Genomic DNA, 18,370 nt, shown 5'->3' on the forward strand with positions numbered 1-18,370 from the left:
TATCGAATATGTTGTGGGCGGTGGCCAGTCCTTCGGTTATGGCGGTTGATCAGGTTGCGGTGTTTTGCGTTACGCACTGCCGGGCAAACAGGATTGACCAACATAAGTTATGATAAAATAAAAATTCGTATGAAATTTCTTTATCAAACCCAAAACCCGATGGCAAATTTCGCAGCATCAAGTTGGCTTATGTGTCTACCATGTCATTCTGATTGACGGGTTGGCGATCACCGCGCACATTGCCGCCATGGAACCGACATTCACCGATTTTCTGATCCCGGAACCTGCGTTTTTCGGGCCGCTTTTTTCAATGCTGGTGCTGGCACTGCTGCTGGATGCGGTGTTTGGTGACTTCCCGTGGCTGTTTAGCCGGATCGGGCACCCGGTGGTCTGGATTGGCAATTTGATTGCGTGGTTCGAAAGGCGCCTGAACCGCACAGACCGCAGCAACCCGGACCGACTTTTACGCGGTGCTGTGACCAGTCTGATTGTGATTGCGGTCGCAGCGGCTTTCGGTGGTGCGGTGCAGTTTGTCTCATCACTTGGTGACGTTTTCAGAGCGCCCGAAGTTCTTTTGCTGGCGGTTCTGATTGCCCAAAAAGGCCTTTATCAGCATGTCAAAGCCGTCTCGAACGCGCTTAAAAAAGATGGCATCGCTGGCGGCCGCAAGGCGGTTTCGATGATCGTCGGGCGCAACCCCGATACGCTCGATGAAGCAGGCATCAGCCGGGCAGCGATTGAAAGCTGTGCTGAAAACTTTTCAGACGGGGTGGTCGCGCCACTATTCTGGTACGTGGTCGGTGGGCCGATTGGTATTTGCGCCTATAAGGCGATCAACACACTTGATTCTATGATTGGTCATCGCAACGAACGCTATCTTTATTTCGGTAGGTTCGCCGCGCGACTTGATGACGTTGCGAACTTTATCCCCGCACGGATTGCCGGTGGTGTGATTTGCCTTGCCGCCGTGATCGGTAAGAAAACAAGTGGCAAAGCTGCCTGGCAGACCATGGTGTCAGATGCAAAGAAGCATAAATCGCCCAATGCCGGTTGGCAGGAAGCAGCCTTCGCTGGCGCGCTTGAAATCGTCCTTGCCGGGCCGCGCCAATATGGCAGCGAAATGGTCGATGATCCTTATATTGGCAACGGTCGTTCCGATCTGACCGCGTTTGATATCGACCGTGCGCTGAGGCTTTTTACGACCTCATGCCTGATCAATGCGGCATGGCCGATTGTTCTTAAAGTTCTCTGGGTCGGGCTATGAGTGCCGGGCAGCGTGCCACTGATATTCCTTTTGGCCGCGAGTTCCTTGAAGGGATCCTGCAAAACCGCACCAACCAAATCATTCTCGACCGGTTTTCAGCCTGCGGAATTAAAGACTGGTGGCTGACCGCCGGATGCCTTGCACAGACGATCTGGAACATCACGGTCAATCGTGCCCCGGGTTCCGATATTGCTGATTATGATCTTTTTTATTTCGATCCCGATACGTCATGGCAGGCGGAAGATCATGTGATCGCCCAAGGCACTGAACTGTTTTCTGATATCCCGGTTTCCGTTGAAATCCGCAATCAGGCGCGTGTGCCGATCTGGTATCCGGAAAAGTTCGGTGTGCCTTATGGTGCTGTGACGGCTTCCAGTGATGGCATTGACCGGTTTGCCTATCAGACAACTGCCATTGGCGTGCGCAAGGAGGCAGGCGGAGATGGACCAGACGCCTATCGCATCTATGCGCCGTTTGGTCTTTCTGCTGTGATGGAAGGTCGCATCATCCCGAACAAGGTTTTGCCGGTCAAAAAGGTCTATGCGGCCAAGGTTGCCCGCTGGCAGAAAATCTGGCCCGATCTGACCATCTCACCCTGGCTAGACGGCAAAGACTAGTCTTTGGCTTTATTCATCCGTGCGATGGTCGATGTGGTGGAAAATCCGTCTTCAAGGTTGGCCAGAACCACCTTGCCGCCATAGCCATGAACGATTTCGGCACCAACGACCTTGTCGATGGTGTAATCCGCACCCTTGACCAGAATGTCTGGTTTGATCGCCGTGATCAGTTCAATCGGAGTGTCCTCGCCAAAGATCACGACACCACTGACGGCTTCAAGCGACCCAAGTACGGCTGCACGTGCGGCCTCGGACTGGACCGGACGGGCTTCGCCCTTAAGGCGTTTGACAGACGCATCTGAATTCAACCCGACAATAAGCCGGTCGCAATTTGCGCGGGCCTGTTTGAGCAGGCTGAGGTGGCCTGGATGCAACAGATCAAAACAGCCATTGGTAAAACCGACCGTGTATCCCTTGCGTCGCCAGCGTTCTGCGCGATCGACCATGCGATCAAGCGGCATCAGTTTGGCTTCACCGATCATTAGATCATGGTGATGTAAGGTGGAAATCAGCTCGTCCGGATAAACAACCGCGGTCCCGATCTTGCCGACCACGATACCGGCAGCGACATTGGCAATACGGGCTGCATCGGCAAGGCTTGATCCGGCCGCGACAGCCGATGCGAGGCAGGCAACGACCGTGTCACCGGCACCCGAAACGTCGAATACTTCGCGGGCTTCTGTTGGCAGGTGCAAAGCCTCGCCATCTTTGGTGACAAGGGTCATGCCATCCTGACTGCGGGTAAGCAGGACATTCTCGACCCCGCATTCGGTAATGATCTTGGTCGCGGCGGCGATGGCATCTTCGTCGCTGTTTATGGCAATGCCGGTGGCTGCTTCGGCCTCTGCGCGGTTCGGCGTCACCACTGTGGCACCACGATAGATGCTGTAATCATTGCCCTTTGGATCGACGATGACGGGTTTTCCGGCTGCGCGTGCTGCCTTGATCGCGGCTGCAACGACATCGGCATGCAAGACACCCTTGCCATAGTCAGACAGAATGATCGCTGCAACATCCCCTGCCAGCTGACCTGCGAGTGTCGAAAGATTGCTAATCGATGCTGGTGCAATGGCGCTGGTGGTTTCATTGTCAGATCGCAACAATTGCTGCCCGCCCGCGATATAGCGGGTTTTGATCGTTGTCGGACGGTTGCGCTCGGTCTGGATATAGGGCTCAACACCCTTGTCAGCGGCGACATATTCCATAACTTCGCGGCCGGGCAGATCGTCGCCAACAAGCGACAGGAACTGAACCAATGCGCCCAGGGCTGTTGCGTTGCGCGTGACGTTACCGGCACCCCCAAGCATGGCGCTTTCGCGCTCAACCCGGATGACGGGGATAGGCGCCTCGGGCGAGATGCGGGTGACCGAACCGTAGACAAACCGGTCAAGCATGACATCGCCAATGCAAAGGACTTTGGCATCAGTCAGTTGTTCAACCTGTCGGGCCAGATGGCTAAGATCGGTCATGGGCGCAGTTCTTTATGCTGTAAGGGTATTCAGGCGGCTTTGCGGCCCGCCGGTTATTTTTTCGTCAGGCCAAGCGTATGTTCAAGCGCACCGACCAGCATCTGGCCAATCTGGATATGCATTTCCTGGATGCGGGCTGTGGTGTTGCTCGGCACGATCATCAGTGGATCACACAGATCAACCATGTCACCACCGGTCTTCCCAGTCCAGCCGGTCGCAATCAGACCTATTTCTTTGGCCTTGGCCAAACCAAGATTGACGTTCTTGCTGTTGCCGGATGTTGAAATGCCAATCGCAACATCATCCGGATTGCCAAGCGCCTCGATCTGGCGTGAAAACAGGTGATCAAACCCGAAATCATTGCCGATCGCGGTCAAGGCCGAGCTGTCTGTGGTCAGCGCAATCGCTGGAAGCGCGCGACGGTCATTGATATAGCGAACCGTGAATTCGGTTGCGATATGCTGTGCGTCCGCGGCCGACCCGCCATTGCCGAAAAACAGCAATTTGTTGCCGTCATTTAGGGCGTCGGTGCAAATCTCGACCAGTTCGATAAAGGCATCGCGGGTGGCTTCACGGGTCGTGTTGACCAGATCAAGATGCTCGTCAAACTCGGCATCGAAAAAGGCTTTGATATCCATCACGCGTCCAAATCCAAAAGAAGTCGTCGTATTAGCCGTGTTTCGCAATCAGATTGCGGAAATACTCAATTGTCGAGCCGAGGCCATCTTCAAGGCTTACAGTCGGTTCCCAGCCATCAAGTGTGTTTCGGGCAAAGGTAATGTCGGGCTTGCGTTGCAGAGGGTCATCGGCCGGAAGGTCTTTGAAGATCAGCTTTGATTTGGCGCCGGTCATCTCAATGACGCGTTCTGCCAACTCACGAATAGTGATCTCATATGGGTTGCCAAGGTTCATCGGCCCGGTAACCGATTGATCGGTTGCCATCAGGCGAACAAAACCCTCGATCAGGTCAGTATAGAAGCAGAAGGATCGGGTTTGTTGGCCGTCACCGTAAATGGTGATGTCTTCGCCATGCAGCGCCTGGATGATGAAGTTCGATACCACACGGCCGTCCTGCGGATGCATGCGCGGGCCATAGGTGTTGAAGATACGGGCGACCTTGATATCCAGACCATGCTGGCGGTGGTAATCAAAGAACAGCGTTTCAGCACAGCGCTTGCCTTCGTCATAACAGGCGCGCGGGCCGATCGGATTGACATTGCCGCGGTAATCTTCGGTCTGCGGATGGACTTCAGGATCGCCATAAACCTCGCTGGTCGAGGCCTGGAAAATCTTGGCGCCAACGCGTTTGGCAAGACCCAGCATGTTGATCGCACCATGTACACTGGTTTTGGTCGTCTGGACCGGATCGTGCTGGTAATGGATCGGCGATGCCGGGCACGCAAGGTTGTAAATCTCGTCGACTTCAAGATAGAGCGGGAAGGTAACATCGTGGCGCATCAGCTCGAAATGCGGTTTATCGAGAAGATGGACAATGTTGTCCTTGGTGCCAGTGAAGAAATTGTCGACGCACAGAACGTCATTGCCCTCGTTCAGCAAGCGTTCACAAAGATGCGAGCCCAAAAAACCTGCGCCACCGGTTACCAAAATGCGCTTGCGTCGCCACATATCGTCTCTGACCTTAGTTACTCTGAAATCAAAACGGGCTGAAACTAGCAGCTTGGATGGCGGAAAGCTACGACTTATCTTTTCTTGGACGTGTCTGAAATTCCCCGATATTCGGGTTTGGTTTCAATATGCATGAATGCTAAATACATAACCTGTTAATGCACCGGCGTTATCGTGGTTCGGGCAAATTAGCGGCTGTGATTCCGTCGAAACAATTCTCTGGTCATTGCATTTATGTCTGATAGTTCACTTCCATCGCCCGAAGCCTTCCTCGTTGACTATGTGCGACGCCTTGAGCGGCGCAAGGACGGCGTTGGGGCGATTCATGTGCATTTTTCCAAATTGCTGCCGTTTAACCGGCGTGACCATCACATCCGTACGGCGATTACGGCGTTTGAAGAAATCGTCCCGGAAGTCACAGGGCGTATTTTTACCCTGTCCAACCAGGATCTGATTTTCATCTTTGATGCCGCAGAGATGGACGAGGTGAATGCCGTCATTTTCCGGCTCAAATTCCTGTTTAACGACGATCCTTTGATCAGTGATGGCAAGGATGAAAGCGGCGCGCCCGCGACCTTTACCGACTATTTCGATGTCGGGCAGCAATATAAAGAATTCCTGCATCTGACACAGTTGCTGGTCCGCGCCAACGCCAATCGACCCAAAATCGTCAGCAAGGCAGCCGAGCGCCACAATGACCATCCCGAACTCAGCGATGATCGTGCGCCGCTGACCCCGAAGATCTTAGGGCGCATCGATGAATCGCTGCGGCGTGCGGATCTGTCCAACCTGATGCGTCGACAGGCCATTTGTGCCGTGGTGGGTGATGCGAACCCGACACCGGTGTTTCATGAATTGTTCATCTCGATCAAGGATTTGCAAGATACGCTGCTGCCAGATGTCAATGTTCTCTCGAACCGCTGGCTGTTTCAGCATCTGACTGAAATTCTGGATCGGCGCATGCTGTCGCTTTTAACACGCTCCAATGATGCGTCAGTGACCGGGTCAGTCAGCATCAATTTGAACGTCTCAACACTGTTGTCACCGGACTTCCTGACGTTCGATAGTAACGTCAAGGCCGGGCAGCGCGGGACAATCGTGCTTGAGCTCCAGAAAATCGATATCTTTGCCGACCTTGGGGCATTCTTCTTTGCCCGCGATTTCTGCCGTGATCGGGGCTATCGCATCTGTATCGACGGCATCAGTTATCTGTCCCTGCCCTATATCAACCGCAACAAGCTTGGCGTTGATATGATCAAGATGCTCTGGGATCCGGAAATGGAAAACATGGATGAAGAGCATCGCGAAGCCATGCGCGCCGCTGTGGCAGAGTCCGGCGATACCCGCGTTATTTTGTGCCGTTGTGATGACGAACGCGCCATCAAGTTTGGTCATTCGATCAATATCACCATGTTCCAAGGTCGCCATGTTGAGCATCTGATGAACGAACGGACAAAAAAATAGCGCCAGATTGCTGACGCTATTGGGTGATTTCACTTGTAAGGCTGAGGATCAGGCCTCTTCCTTGCCATCAATCCCGGCTTTTTCAAAGGTCGCCATGCCGGTGTGGCATTCTGCGGCCGCGCGTAAAAGCGGGATGGCAAGTGCTGCACCCGATCCTTCACCAAGGCGCATGCCGAAATTGATCAGTGCTTCTTTGCCAAGTTTTTCAATCAGTCGCGCATGTCCCGGTTCTGCCGATATATGCCCAACCAGACAATGATCAAGTGCATCGGCGCGCATCGCAGCCAGAACAGCTGCCGCCGCACAGGATACATACCCATCAAGCAATATCGGAACCCGTGCAAAGCGCGCTGCAATTATGGCACCGGCCATAGCAGCAATTTCGCGTCCGCCAACACAGCGCAGAACATCCAATCCGTCATGCATCTGGTTTTTATGCAGGATGATGGCATCACCGACGACGCGCGTCTTGCGGTCAAGGGTAGAGTCATCAATCCCGGTTCCCCGGCCGGTCCAGTCCGAAGCATTCCCGCCATAAAGTGCATGGGAAATTGCCGCCGCCGATGTGGTGTTGCCAATGCCCATTTCACCGGGAACAAAAAGATCCAGTCCCTTTTCAATTGCACTCATGCCAAAGGCCATCGCCTCGGCACAGCCTTCGTCATCCATCGCCGGTTCGTGGGAAAAGTCGTTGGTTGGGATTTCAAGGGCGACTTCCATGACGCGGAGTTCGGCATCGACAGACTTGCAAATCTGGTTGATCGCAGCCCCGCCATTGATGAAGTTTTCCACCATCTGCTGGTTCACGCTCGCCGGGAAGGCCGAAACGCCCTGCGCAACGACACCGTGACTGCCGGCAAAAACCGTAACGCGCGGGCGCGACATGCGTGGGCGTGATGTTGCTTGCCAACCTGCCAGCCAAAGGCTGAAATCCTCAAGCCGTCCAAGCGATCCGGCAGGCTTGGTCAATGTCGGTTCGCGCTGGGCCACGGCGGCCTGCGCTTCCTGATCGACTTCGGGAAGCTCGGCCAGAAGCGCACGAATTTCCTCAAGATTTTGGGGCGGATGTTTCGGGTTGAACATTTTGGTCTCCGGCTGGCGACAAAGGTGCCTAACTAGTGTTCCGCTTGGCTTCCGGGATGGTAAGGATTAGGCTCGGAAACCAATTGTGCAAGGCGGTTCAGGAAGTCGGGCCAAACTAGGCCTGTGCGCAACAGATTGCCAGTTTGAAAATCGGAAATTTATGCTATCCAAAGATCATAACCAAAACGAAACAAATACGCAAAGCTCGGATTCATCTGACAAGCCCGGCCCGGACACAGCGACAGATGCCCCCGTCGAGGTTTCGCCTGTTTCCGATTTCTGGCGCGCCTTGGCGTTGCTGAGCCGCGTTCCGGTCAAGGGTATCGATGATTTCCGCGCTGAGGTGATTGCAAGATCGGTCTGGTCTTGGCCGTTGGTCGGTTTGTTGCTGGCTGGTTTTGCCATGCTGCCGGCGATGCTGGTCTATTCCCTGACAGCCAACAACCTGATTTTTGCGATTATCGCCTTGGCAGGCATGGTTTTGTTGACCGGATCAATGCATGAAGATGGCATCGCAGATTGTGCCGACGGGTTTGGCGGCGGGTTTGAGCGTGCGCGCAAACTTGAAATCATGCGCGACAGCCATATTGGTACTTATGGCGTTGTTGCCCTGATCCTGTGTTTTGGCCTGCGTTTGATTTTGCTTTCTGCGGCGGGCGATGCCGGTCAGGCAGCGATCCTGTTTCTGGTGATGGCAATAACATCACGGGCGGCAATGCCAGTCGTGATGCATATCCTGCCTCCGGCGCGCGCCGATGGTTTGGGCAAGGGGGCCGGAACGCCAAATGTGATGATGGTCGGTTTGGGTATTGGCCTTGCTTTGATCCTGTCGCTCGTCTTATCGGGTCTGTTTGCGACTATGGCCATTTTGGTGGGCGGACTTTTGGCGGTTGGCCTTGTCGCGGCGGTCACGAAATGGCAGATCGGCGGCCAGACAGGGGATGTCCTGGGGGCAACCCAGATCGTGACCGAACTGCTTGTCGGTATCGCGTTTATTGCCGTCCTTTGATCAACCAGCACAGCAACAAGAAGGAATGCCGTGAGCAGTTCGAAAATAACCCGCTGGTGGCTGGTGCGTCACGCCCCCGTCCAAAATCCGAAACGGCTGGTCTATGGCCAAAGTGACATGCCTGCCGACCTTTCCGATGAGAAGACACTGGCTGCCCTTGCCGGGCAACTGCCGGGTGATGCCGTCTGGGTGACCAGCCATCTTTCACGTACGCATGATACGGCGCGCAGTCTGCAGGCCTTCATGGACAAAGACGTAACGCCGCAGGCTGAAAGCGGCTTTGCCGAACAGCATTTTGGTGATTGGGAGCTGCAGAACTGGAATGATTTGCCCAAGGGCGAAACAACACGGTTCTGGACCGACTTCGCCCGCCAACAACCCCCAAATGGTGAAAGCTTTGCCGATGTGGTTGCCCGCGTCGGCCCCGTCTTTGGACGATTGAGTGCGGATTGGGCGGGCAAGGATATTGTCGCCGTCGTTCATGGCGGAACGGTGCGCGCCATAATGGCCAATGCACTGGGTTTGTCCCTTGAAACCGCATTGGCATTTCATATCGACACACTCGGCCTGACCACGCTTGAATATATCGACGGGGTCGACGAACCGGGCTGGCGCGTGACCGCTGTCAATCAACGCTTCTGAAGAGCTTAAGGGGGGGGGCCGTCAGGCAGAGGCCAGCTCGATATCGGATGCCATGTCATCAAGCGCGTGTTCTGCCAGATAGCGGTCAACCATATCCGGGTTCAGATCATGTTTTTCGCAGATGTCGAAGACATCGCGCAGATAGGCCTGATAATAGGGCACCGGGCGGCTGCGTGATTTACTGCGCAGTTTGGCGACATTCGGGAAATCACTGGCAAAGGATGCGTTTTCGATTACCTGTATGATGGTGTCATCAATGATGGCAGCCGGCATCCCGCAATAAGTTTTGCCGCAGGCAGACAACATCTTGCTGGCAGTCGGAACAGAAATGCCCGGCTGGGAAAGCAACTCGTTCAACTCGTCCTGTCCGAAATCCGAGATCGACATCAGGGTCACAAGGGTTGGCATATCGCGCACAAGCAACGACAGCGCATTGACGCGAATCCCGCGTTCATGGGACCAAATGATAGTTGCGATTACACCCTTTGAGGCATCCTCGGCAAAGATGTCACGCACATCGCGCCGTGCCAGAGTGATCTCGCCATCGGTTGCGTGCTGTTCAAGAAAATCCTGAAATGACCGATCAGGACTGTTCAGACGGTCCAGCAATCCCAGCCACATGTCCTTGCGAGACGATGTGGTCCAGGTTGGCGCGTTCATCTGTCGGATTTTGGATAGGTGAGAACGTATTGCCATTGGTCTTGAAAAATCCAGATTACCCCAAGAGTTTCGGTGCAGTATTTCCTGCAGCCAGCCGGGTGATGAGTCTACTTCCCGGGTTTTCGCCAGATTGCGGATTGTTCCGTCTCTAGTTCCAGCGCAACGGTTTGATGTTGGCTGAAATGGTATGACCTCTCAAGCAGACAATTCTTACAAATACTGACCTTCCGATTAGGGTGGGGTGGTAACGAAGGGTTAAGTGCCGAGAATGACCTTTGGCATTTTTGGCAAACCTGCTAGGTTCGGCGCATCGTTCGGTGATGGGAAATCGGTGCAAGGCCGATGCTGCCCCCGCAACTGTATCGGGTTGGGAGATCCGGGTCGGTGCCAACGCGCCAGACCAGCCACCGGGAAACCGGGAAGGCGGATCGCTTTCATGCCCGCAGCCAGGAAACCTGCCGAAGGTGTCACTATTCTTTAGGTGGTGACGACGCAATCGGGCCTCGGTGGGAGGCCATGGCGAGGAAGAAACGGGATGACGCAGACTTTACCCCCTGACGGCCCCTCTGGCGGGACGCATCTGATCCTTGGCGGGGCGCGATCCGGCAAAAGCCGGTTTGCCGAAAACATCATCAATCAGGCGGGCGGTGGCACATATATCGCAACCGGGCGTGCCTGGGATGACGAAATGGCCAACCGCATAGATCTTCACAAACAATCACGCGGCGATCTTTGGCAGACACTCGAGGAACCGGTCGAACTTTGTTCGGCGCTGCAGACCTGTAATGTCACAGGCGGCAAGCCGGTTCTTGTTGATTGTCTGACATTGTGGCTGACCAACCTGATGCTTGAAGACCGCGACATTGATGCCGAGATCGCAGCTCTTTGCGATCTGGTGCCGACCCTTCATGTGTCGATGCTGTTTGTCTCAAACGAGGTTGGCTTTGGCATCGTGCCGGAAAATGCGATGGCGCGGGCCTTTCGCGATCATGCCGGACGCCTGCATCAACGCATTGCCGAGATTGCAGACAAGGTCACCCTTGTGGTGGCCGGCATTCCGATGTCGGTCAAATAGCAACATAAATTATTGAATTTTAAGGATTTCAGAAATGGCACAATTGGGCAAAATCCCGGCAACCGTCATTACCGGTTTTCTGGGCGCTGGCAAGACAACCATGATCCGCAACATGCTGGAAAATGCCAATGGCAAACGCATCGCGCTGATCATCAATGAATTCGGCGATCTGGGTGTGGATCGCGGTATCATCAATGGCTGTGGCATCGAAGGCTGCGAAGAGGATGATGTTGTTGAACTGGCAAATGGCTGCATCTGCTGCACCGTGGCTGATGACTTCCTGCCAACCATCCAGGGCCTGATTGATCGTGACACCCCACCAGATCATATCGTTATCGAAACATCTGGTCTTGCCCTGCCAAAGCCGTTGGTAAAGGCGTTTAACTGGCCCGAAATACGGTCGCGTGTGACCGTTGATGGTGTTGTGGCGGTTCTTGATGGCGCTGCCCTGCGTGATGGGCTGTTTGCCCATGATCATCATGCAGTGCAGGCGCAACGCGAAGCAGACGAAAATCTTGATCATGAAAGCCCGCTTGAAGAACTGTTCGAAGAACAACTTCACTGTGCGGATATGGTGGTTCTCAACAAGACGGACCTTTTGACCGATGCCGAACGCAGCAAGGTCGAAGCCGATATCCGTGCAGAGCTGAAAAAGCCGTCAGTCAAGATTATCGCGACCGAACATTCACGGGTTGAAAACGCCATCCTGCTTGGTCTGGGGGCTGCCGCCGAGGATGACCTTGATAGTCGCCCAAGCCATCATGACGATGGCCACGAACATGACCATGATGATTTCGATAGCTTTGTCGTATCGCTTGACGCGATCAGTGATCCGGCCAACCTTGAAAAGCGCCTGATTGATGTCGTGCGTCAGTTTGACGTGCTGCGCATCAAGGGTTTCCTGGATGTGCCCGGCAAACCGATGCGCCATGTCGTGCAGGGGGTTGGTGAACGTTTTCAGCGCTATTTCGACCGTCCGTGGGCGGATGGCGAAACCCGGCGTTCCGAACTGGTCGTGATTGGTCTGCATGGTCTGGACCGTGCAGCGATCGAAGCCGCTATCAAGGCCGCCTGAATCCATTCGACCTGATGAAACTTGGCTGAGACTGGATGGATTTTTACATCCGGTCCTGGTCGCCTTTTCGACGTAACGACGCAAGAATACGGATCTCCAAATGCATCTATTGGCAGCCCAGCCCGGAATGGTCACGGATGGCAGCGAGGCCGTCGACCTTGGACAGCAACCCGGCGATGTGGTGATCCTGTCTGCGGCCGAATCTGAGCTGGCCTGCCTTGCCGGGGCGCAAGCGCGGCTGGTCGATGCATTTGGCGACGAAACCCCGTCACTGCGTCTGGCAAGTTTGCTGCAGCTTGGCCACAACATGTCAGTCGATCTCTATATCGACGATGTACTTTCCGACGCCAAATTCATCATCGTGCGCATTCTGGGGGGGCGCGGTTATTGGGATTATGGCATCGAACAGTTGGTGGCGCTTGCGCGTGCCAAAGATATTCCATTGGTCTTGTTGCCTGGCGATGATCAACCCGATGCGGAGCTTTTGTCGCTTTCGACCGTCAAGGGGCGCGAATATCAAAACATCTGGCGCTATCTGATCGAAGGCGGACCGCAAAATTCCGAGAATTTACTTCGCCTTATATACGAAAACCTAAATTCAAACGTGAATTGGAAGTGGTCGCCCGCCGCTCCGCTGGTCAAGGCCGGCGGTTATTGGCCCGGAAAATCACAGGCAAGCCTTGATGAAATCTGTACTTATTGGGTTAAAAATCAACCGGTTACACCGATTATCTTTTATCGTTCACTGGTGCAGGCCGCCAACCTCGACGTTATTGACGCGTTGGTTGAGGAGCTTTGTGCCAATGGTCTGAATCCATTGCCGATTTTTGTTGCCAGTCTCAAGGATCCGTTGGCTGCGGCATTGGTTGAGGACTGGCTGGCGGAAACCAGTGCGGATTTGATCCTGAATACCACCGGTTTTGCGATATCTGTTCCGGGATCAGAACGAAAAAATGGTCCGTTTGACGCGGTGGATGCCCCGGTCTTTCAGGTGGTGCTGTCGGGTGGTGGCGAAGAAGCCTGGCGCGAAGGTGTGAATGGTCTGGCCGCGCGCGATATTGCGATGAATGTCGCCCTGCCCGAAGTCGATGGCCGTATCCTCTCACGTGCTGTGTCGTTCAAGGGCTCGGCTGGCAAGGATGACCTGACCCAGATTGATCTGGTGAAATATATCCCGGTCCGTGATCGTGTTGCCTTTACCGCCGAACTTGCCGCCAACTGGGTACGCTTGCGCAAATCAAATACCAGCGCGCGCAAGGTGGCGATGGTCATGGCGAACTATCCCAACAAGGATGCGCGCCTTGGCAACGGCGTCGGGCTTGATACCCCGGCAGGTATGGTCGAAACACTTCGTGCGATGCAGGGCGAAGGATACAGGGTGAATGATCTGCCAAAAGATGGCGACGCCCTGATTGCTGCGATCAAGGCCGGACCGACCAACGATTTCAAATCTCTTACCACCCGCGATATCCGCGTGACTTTACAGCGTGCGGATTATCAAAAGGCGTTTGATGCCCTGCCGAAAGCCATCCGCGATCAGGTGTTTGAGGCCTGGGGTGATTCGAAGAACGATCCGTTCTATTTGGCGGGTCAGGATGCCTTTGCCCTGTCGATCCTGCCGCTTGGCAATGTGGTGGTCGGGTTGCAGCCCGCGCGTGGCTATAACATTGATCCGCTTGAAAGCTATCACTCGCCCGATCTGGTGCCGCCGCACAACTATTTCGCCTTTTATATCTGGCTGCGCGATGTGTTTGGCGTCGATGCCATCATTCATTTTGGCAAGCATGGCAATATGGAATGGCTGCCGGGCAAGTCACTGGCCCTGTCCGAGGATTGCTTCCCGGAGGCCGTTTTTGGCCCAACCCCGCATTTCTATCCCTTCATTGTCAACGATCCGGGCGAAGGCACGCAGGCCAAGCGCCGGGCACAGGCAGTGATCCTCGATCACCTGACTCCGCCATTAACGCGGGCGGAAAGCTACGGTCCGCTCAAGGATCTCGAAGCGCTGGTCGATGAATATTATGACGCGGCCGCGGTTGATCCTCGTCGTCTTGTGATCTTGAAGCGCGACATCCTTGAACTGGCGATCCGCATCGGCCTTGACCGTGATTGCGGCATCGAGGTGGGTGAAGATGAGGAAAGTGCGCTGGCCAAGCTTGATAACTATTTGTGCGAACTGAAAGAACTTCAGATCCGCGATGGGCTGCATATCTATGGCAAGGCGCCTGAGGGTGACCTTCTGACCGATCTTCTGGTTGCACTGGCACGCTTGCCGCGCGGGTCGGACAGTGGGCCCAAGGCATCCCTGCATCGCGCGATTGCCAAGGATATCCTTGATGATCCGGCGTTTGATCCGCTTGATTGTGCCTTTGCCGAATTCTGGCCGGGATCCAAGCCTGAAATTCTCGCGCATTATGACGGCGAAGATATCGGACCATGGCGCACCACCGGCGATACCGTGGAACGGATCGAGCTTTTGGCACGTGATCTGGTCAGGGGCGCAGTGAAGGCCGAACCCGCGTGGTCGGCCGTCTGTGACGTTATTTCTGATATCGAAACGACTATTCGCCCAGCAGTTGTTGGTTGCGGCCCGGCCGAGATCGAGGGTCTTTTGCGTGGCCTTGCCGGGAAGTTCGTCGAACCTGGCCCGTCCGGTGCCCCGACCCGTGGCCGCCCGGATGTGTTGCCGACCGGGCGTAATTTCTATTCGGTTGATACCCGTACCGTGCCGACCCCGGCGGCCTGGCAGTTGGGATGGAAATCGGCCGAGTTGCTGCTGGAACGCCATGTGCAGGATCACGGAGAATGGCCAAGTGCGCTTGGTTTGTCTGTCTGGGGAACCAGTAACATGCGCACCGGCGGTGATGATATCGCGCAGGCATTGGCCCTGATGGGGGTGCGCCCGACCTGGGATAGTGCATCACGCCGGGTGACCGGCGTTGAAATCATGCCTGCATCGGTGCTGGGCCGACCGCGTGTGGATGTCACCCTCCGCATTTCGGGTTTCTTTCGCGATGCCTTTCCCGGTCTGATTGATTTGTTCGACAGTGCGGTACGCGCGGTGGCCGGGCAAACCGATGAACCAGATGATCTCAATCCGATTGCCGTGCGGATAAGGGCCGAAACCGAAAAACTCCGCGCTACGGGAATGGACGCGGATCAGGCGGCCCGACAGGCTGGCTTCCGGGTGTTTGGCTCCAAACCCGGTGCCTATGGGGCCGGTTTGCAGGCGATGATTGACGAAAAACTCTGGGAAGATGAAGACGATCTTGCTGACGCCTACCTTGCCTGGGGCAGTTATGCTTATGGCAATGGCGCCGAGGGCACGGCGGCACGCGATCTGTTTGAAACGCGCCTCGCCAAGGTCGATGCGATTGTCCACAATCAGGACAACCGCGAACATGATTTGCTGGATTCCGATGACTATTATCAGTTCGAAGGCGGAATGACGTCTGCTGTGCGCAGTCTGTCGGGCAAACAGCCGACAGTTTATCACAGCGATCATTCCCGCCCGGAAAGCCCGAAAATCCGCACCCTCGAAGAGGAAATCGCCCGTGTCGTTCGGGCGCGTGTCGTGAACCCCAAATGGATCAAGGGCGTGATGCGCCATGGCTACAAGGGCGCGTTCGAAATGGCGGCAACAGTTGATTATCTGTTTGCCTTCGCCGCCACCGCGCGCTGCGTTGCCGATCATCACTTTGATCTGGTTTATGACGCCTATCTCGGTGATGCCGAGGTGCGCGATTTTATCGCCGATCATAATCCCGACGCGTTGCAGGACATCAAGGACCGCCTGAATGAGGCGATTGAACGTGGGCTGTGGCAGCCGCGTCGCAACAGTGTTTCCGTCGATCTGGGAGTGTAATGTCAACTGTTGCTTGTTATTGGAATCACGGGAATTTTACCGTCGGAACAAACCGGGCAGTTGAAACGTTACGTTTTCGCACCATATCTCAATTAACCAACTGTTAATAAGTTGTGAGGGACGGGGCACCCCTATCGGATCGCCTGCATGGGAAGCAGGTTGATTGAACAGATCGGAGGCCGCGATGGATATCAAGACCAACGTTCGTTTGCCAGATTATCTGCAAACTCCAATGCCTGCCCATGACAGGCATGCAGATATCGTCAACTCCCTGCTTTCTGATTTCGACATGCCAGACTGGTTGCGTGCAGATTTGCACGGCAACGGGCGCTATCGCCCGGCACGCGGTGCCATTCGCGCAGTTCTGGATGTCCGTGAACGTTTCAACGGCGTGCATCGGCCGGTAACGTTTGATGAATTCCATGTCGGCATGACAGAGCTTGCCCATCACCTTCCGGGTCCGGACCAAACCAAGTTTGAAATCAATGCCAAGGTGAAGATTTACTGGCGCTACCTGCAAGGGGTCGAACGTCAGGTTTGGCGGACGGCAATTGCGGTTGCCCATCTTCGTCTGGATCACTTCCCGGTGGTGCGTGAATTCAAAACCCTGATTGAACAGGTCGCGATCAGCCGTGATTGGCTGGAAAAACGCCTTGAGGTGGTCGAGAAAAGCTTCCAAAGCCCGGCCGGCGCGCGTAACGAGGCCGTGCGCAAGGCCTTGGACCGCCTGCGCCGCATGTCGCCCGGGGATCGCCTGCAATTGTTTAACAAGGCCCGGATGCGCCGCCCGGAACTGCGCAATATAGACATGCGCGAACCCGATAAATGGGCGGATCTGGTGACCAGTGACCTTGGCCTGACAACAGGCCAAAGTGCCAATTGGTAAAGCTGGGCCAACTTGGATCGGATAAAAGCGCGGTCATTGGGATCGCGCTTTTTGTTTGCGGGATTGTCTTGGCTTGCGTGCGCGGGCAAACTCGGCACCCAACGTCACGGAAGCAAGATGCATCGCGAGAAGAACTCGGTTTCAAAATCCTTTTGTCTGTGGGCAGGCATCCTCCTCTGCCTGCTGTCGCATGGGCAAACCGCACAGGCGGATACCGCAAAAGAATGGACACCCGTCCCAAACGGCCGGTTTCACTGGCAGCTTCAAGGCATACTTGATGTCGATGACGCCATCCGCATTGTAGGCGTCGATCTTTTTGATGTGTCCGCCGATCAGGTCGCCACTTGGCGCGCGGCCGGCCAGTATCCGATTTGCTATATCAATGTTGGTGCGGTTGAAGATTGGCGGGATGACGCGAAGGCGTTTCCGGAAGATGTGATCGGTGCGCCCTATTGGGGGTGGGATGGCGAAAACTGGCTTGATATCCGCCGGTTTGAGCTTTTTGCCAATGTGATCACGGCCCGTCTTGATCTTTGCCGTGACAAGGGATTTCTGGCGATTGAGCCTGATAACATTGATGCCTTTGAAGGCGATCAAAGCAGCAAGCCAACCGGTTTTGACATCACGCGCGCCGACCAGTTGCGCTATGTGAATTGGCTGATCACTGAGGCCCATACGCGCGGTCTTGCCATCGGGCAGAAAAATGTTGCCGATCTTGTGCCGGATCTTGTCGATCAGATGGATTTTGCCTTGCTGGAATCGGCCCATCGGCTTGGCTTCATGGAGGATTTTGATCCCTATGTATCCCAAGGAAAGCCTGTTTTTGCCGTCGAGTATCTTGACGAAGGTGCCGATCTGACGGCTTTTTGTCCGGCGGCGCTTGCCCACGGATTTCAAGGCGTGATCGCCAATCTGGATCTTGATCAAACGCCGCAAAACTGCCCTTGATCCCGGTAGGACTTTCGCCGCATTCTGGGCCGACATCTCAAAGGGAAGAAACAATGACCGACAAAAGCCAGCCAGACGTCGATATCAATGCGCGCCATGATGAAAAAATGAAGAAAATCAAGGCCGCGCGCGACAAGATGATGGCCCAGAAGATCGACAAAAAGGGCCTGATCATTGTTCATACCGGCAAAGGCAAGGGCAAGTCTTCCTCGGCCTTTGGCATGGCGATGCGCTGTGTCGGCCATGATATGAAAGTCGGCGTTGTCCAGTTCATCAAGGGTGGCTGGGAAACTGGCGAGGCAAAGCTTCTTAAAAAATTCCCCGATCTCTGTGAATTCCACGCCATGGGGGCAGGCTTTACGTGGGAAACCCAGAACCGGGCACAGGATGTCGCCCTGGCCCGTGAAGCCTGGAACAAGGCATTGGAAATGTTGCGCGATCCAAGCTATTCGATGGTGATCCTCGATGAGATCAATATCGTTCTGCGCTATGATTTCCTGCCGCTTGAGGACGTGCTTGAAGCACTCGCCAACAAACTGCCTGATCAGCATATCGTGCTTACCGGGCGCAATGCCCCGGATACCTTGATCGAGGCGGCCGATCTGGTCACGGAAATGACCATGGTCAAACACCCGTTCCGTGAACAGGGCATCAAGGCACAGATTGGTGTCGAGTTCTGATCCGGCC

Annotated in this window: 16 protein-coding genes and 1 riboswitch; of the genes, 11 read left to right on the forward strand and 5 right to left on the reverse strand. The window is 55.0% G+C overall.

The features are described 5' to 3' along the window. The first annotated feature begins 220 nt into the window (after window positions 1-220). Window positions 221-1,264, forward strand: coding sequence for an adenosylcobinamide-phosphate synthase CbiB (gene cbiB / locus FHI25_RS06390; RefSeq protein ID WP_210516093.1), 1,044 nt, complete (start codon window positions 221-223; stop codon window positions 1,262-1,264). Continuing rightward, entirely contained in the window at window positions 1,261-1,881 is a 621-nt protein-coding gene (locus FHI25_RS06395) for a nucleotidyltransferase family protein (protein ID WP_210516095.1), read from the forward strand. The genes cbiB and FHI25_RS06395 overlap by 4 nt, the downstream gene beginning before the upstream one ends. Here the strand turns inward: FHI25_RS06395 and rfaE1 are convergent. From rfaE1 to FHI25_RS06410, 3 genes are read right to left on the reverse strand one after another with little or no spacing between them, the layout of a single operon-like run. Next, on the reverse strand, window positions 1,878-3,350 hold the full coding sequence (gene rfaE1, locus FHI25_RS06400; RefSeq protein ID WP_210516097.1) for a D-glycero-beta-D-manno-heptose-7-phosphate kinase: 1,473 nt from the start codon (window positions 3,348-3,350) through the stop codon (window positions 1,878-1,880). The two genes, FHI25_RS06395 and rfaE1, sit on opposite strands and share 4 nt — an antisense overlap. A gap of 53 nt (window positions 3,351-3,403) precedes the next feature. Then, on the reverse strand, window positions 3,404-3,988 hold the full coding sequence (locus tag FHI25_RS06405) for a D-sedoheptulose 7-phosphate isomerase (protein WP_210516495.1): 585 nt from the start codon (window positions 3,986-3,988) through the stop codon (window positions 3,404-3,406). A gap of 31 nt (window positions 3,989-4,019) precedes the next feature. After that, window positions 4,020-4,976: a UDP-glucuronic acid decarboxylase family protein gene (locus tag FHI25_RS06410; RefSeq protein WP_210516099.1), complete on the reverse strand. Its 957-nt coding sequence runs from the start codon at window positions 4,974-4,976 to the stop codon at window positions 4,020-4,022. 234 nt (window positions 4,977-5,210) lie between these two features. Between FHI25_RS06410 and FHI25_RS06415 the strand changes: the two genes are divergently transcribed. Continuing rightward, on the forward strand, window positions 5,211-6,440 hold the full coding sequence (locus FHI25_RS06415) for a hypothetical protein (protein WP_008888909.1): 1,230 nt from the start codon (window positions 5,211-5,213) through the stop codon (window positions 6,438-6,440). A gap of 48 nt (window positions 6,441-6,488) precedes the next feature. Here the strand turns inward: FHI25_RS06415 and cobT are convergent, their stop codons facing one another. Beyond that, window positions 6,489-7,523 (reverse strand): nicotinate-nucleotide--dimethylbenzimidazole phosphoribosyltransferase, encoded by a 1,035-nt coding sequence (cobT, locus tag FHI25_RS06420; RefSeq protein ID WP_210516101.1) that lies wholly within the window; start codon window positions 7,521-7,523, stop codon window positions 6,489-6,491. 160 nt (window positions 7,524-7,683) lie between these two features. On the opposite strand from cobT, the gene cobS reads away from it, so the two are divergent. Next, window positions 7,684-8,532, forward strand: a complete 849-nt coding sequence (gene cobS / locus FHI25_RS06425; protein ID WP_210516102.1) for an adenosylcobinamide-GDP ribazoletransferase — start codon at window positions 7,684-7,686, stop codon at window positions 8,530-8,532. A gap of 30 nt (window positions 8,533-8,562) precedes the next feature. Continuing rightward, window positions 8,563-9,174: a histidine phosphatase family protein gene (locus tag FHI25_RS06430; RefSeq protein ID WP_349237973.1), complete on the forward strand. Its 612-nt coding sequence runs from the start codon at window positions 8,563-8,565 to the stop codon at window positions 9,172-9,174. A gap of 21 nt (window positions 9,175-9,195) precedes the next feature. On the opposite strand, the gene FHI25_RS06435 is transcribed toward FHI25_RS06430, so the two are convergent. Then, entirely contained in the window at window positions 9,196-9,834 is a 639-nt protein-coding gene (locus FHI25_RS06435) for a hypothetical protein (RefSeq protein ID WP_008888913.1), read from the reverse strand. 286 nt (window positions 9,835-10,120) lie between these two features. After that, window positions 10,121-10,312, forward strand: a riboswitch (cobalamin riboswitch). Between the two features lie 57 nt (window positions 10,313-10,369). On the opposite strand from FHI25_RS06435, the gene cobU reads away from it, so the two are divergent. The 6 genes from cobU (at window position 10,370) to cobO (ending at window position 18,363) form a co-directional block, all read left to right on the forward strand. Then, window positions 10,370-10,909, forward strand: coding sequence for a bifunctional adenosylcobinamide kinase/adenosylcobinamide-phosphate guanylyltransferase (gene cobU / locus FHI25_RS06440; protein ID WP_210516104.1), 540 nt, complete (start codon window positions 10,370-10,372; stop codon window positions 10,907-10,909). Window positions 10,910-10,943: 34 nt separating this feature from the next. Next, a complete protein-coding gene (gene cobW / locus FHI25_RS06445; protein WP_210516106.1) occupies window positions 10,944-11,984 on the forward strand; it encodes a cobalamin biosynthesis protein CobW in 1,041 nt (346 codons plus the stop codon). Window positions 11,985-12,084: 100 nt separating this feature from the next. Then, window positions 12,085-15,849, forward strand: a complete 3,765-nt coding sequence (gene cobN / locus FHI25_RS06450) for a cobaltochelatase subunit CobN (RefSeq protein WP_210516108.1) — start codon at window positions 12,085-12,087, stop codon at window positions 15,847-15,849. Between the two features lie 184 nt (window positions 15,850-16,033). Further along, window positions 16,034-16,735, forward strand: coding sequence for a hypothetical protein (locus FHI25_RS06455; protein ID WP_210516110.1), 702 nt, complete (start codon window positions 16,034-16,036; stop codon window positions 16,733-16,735). A 117-nt stretch (window positions 16,736-16,852) separates the two neighbouring features. Next, the gene (locus FHI25_RS06460; RefSeq protein WP_210516112.1) at window positions 16,853-17,683 is read left to right on the forward strand and encodes an endo alpha-1,4 polygalactosaminidase; all 831 of its coding nucleotides are present in this window, start codon (window positions 16,853-16,855) and stop codon (window positions 17,681-17,683) included. Between the two features lie 53 nt (window positions 17,684-17,736). Beyond that, entirely contained in the window at window positions 17,737-18,363 is a 627-nt protein-coding gene (cobO, locus tag FHI25_RS06465) for a cob(I)yrinic acid a,c-diamide adenosyltransferase (RefSeq protein WP_008888919.1), read from the forward strand. Window positions 18,364-18,370 lie beyond the last annotated feature (7 nt).

Source organism: Thalassospira sp. ER-Se-21-Dark, assembly GCF_017922435.1.
GTDB lineage: Bacteria > Pseudomonadota > Alphaproteobacteria > Rhodospirillales > Thalassospiraceae > Thalassospira.

Coding starts and splice junctions, on each gene's coding strand:
- cobS (WP_210516102.1), top strand. CDS start 7,684: ATGCTATCCAAAGATCATAACCAAAACGAAACAAATACGCAAAGCTCG.
- cobW (WP_210516106.1), top strand. CDS start 10,944: ATGGCACAATTGGGCAAAATCCCGGCAACCGTCATTACCGGTTTTCTG.
- FHI25_RS06460 (WP_210516112.1), top strand. CDS start 16,853: ATGCATCGCGAGAAGAACTCGGTTTCAAAATCCTTTTGTCTGTGGGCA.
- cobU (WP_210516104.1), top strand. CDS start 10,370: ATGACGCAGACTTTACCCCCTGACGGCCCCTCTGGCGGGACGCATCTG.
- FHI25_RS06405 (WP_210516495.1), bottom strand. CDS start 3,988: ATGGATATCAAAGCCTTTTTCGATGCCGAGTTTGACGAGCATCTTGAT.
- FHI25_RS06455 (WP_210516110.1), top strand. CDS start 16,034: ATGGATATCAAGACCAACGTTCGTTTGCCAGATTATCTGCAAACTCCA.
- cobT (WP_210516101.1), bottom strand. CDS start 7,523: ATGTTCAACCCGAAACATCCGCCCCAAAATCTTGAGGAAATTCGTGCG.
- FHI25_RS06415 (WP_008888909.1), top strand. CDS start 5,211: ATGTCTGATAGTTCACTTCCATCGCCCGAAGCCTTCCTCGTTGACTAT.
- cobO (WP_008888919.1), top strand. CDS start 17,737: ATGACCGACAAAAGCCAGCCAGACGTCGATATCAATGCGCGCCATGAT.
- rfaE1 (WP_210516097.1), bottom strand. CDS start 3,350: ATGACCGATCTTAGCCATCTGGCCCGACAGGTTGAACAACTGACTGAT.
- cobN (WP_210516108.1), top strand. CDS start 12,085: ATGCATCTATTGGCAGCCCAGCCCGGAATGGTCACGGATGGCAGCGAG.
- FHI25_RS06395 (WP_210516095.1), top strand. CDS start 1,261: ATGAGTGCCGGGCAGCGTGCCACTGATATTCCTTTTGGCCGCGAGTTC.
- FHI25_RS06435 (WP_008888913.1), bottom strand. CDS start 9,834: ATGAACGCGCCAACCTGGACCACATCGTCTCGCAAGGACATGTGGCTG.
- FHI25_RS06410 (WP_210516099.1), bottom strand. CDS start 4,976: ATGTGGCGACGCAAGCGCATTTTGGTAACCGGTGGCGCAGGTTTTTTG.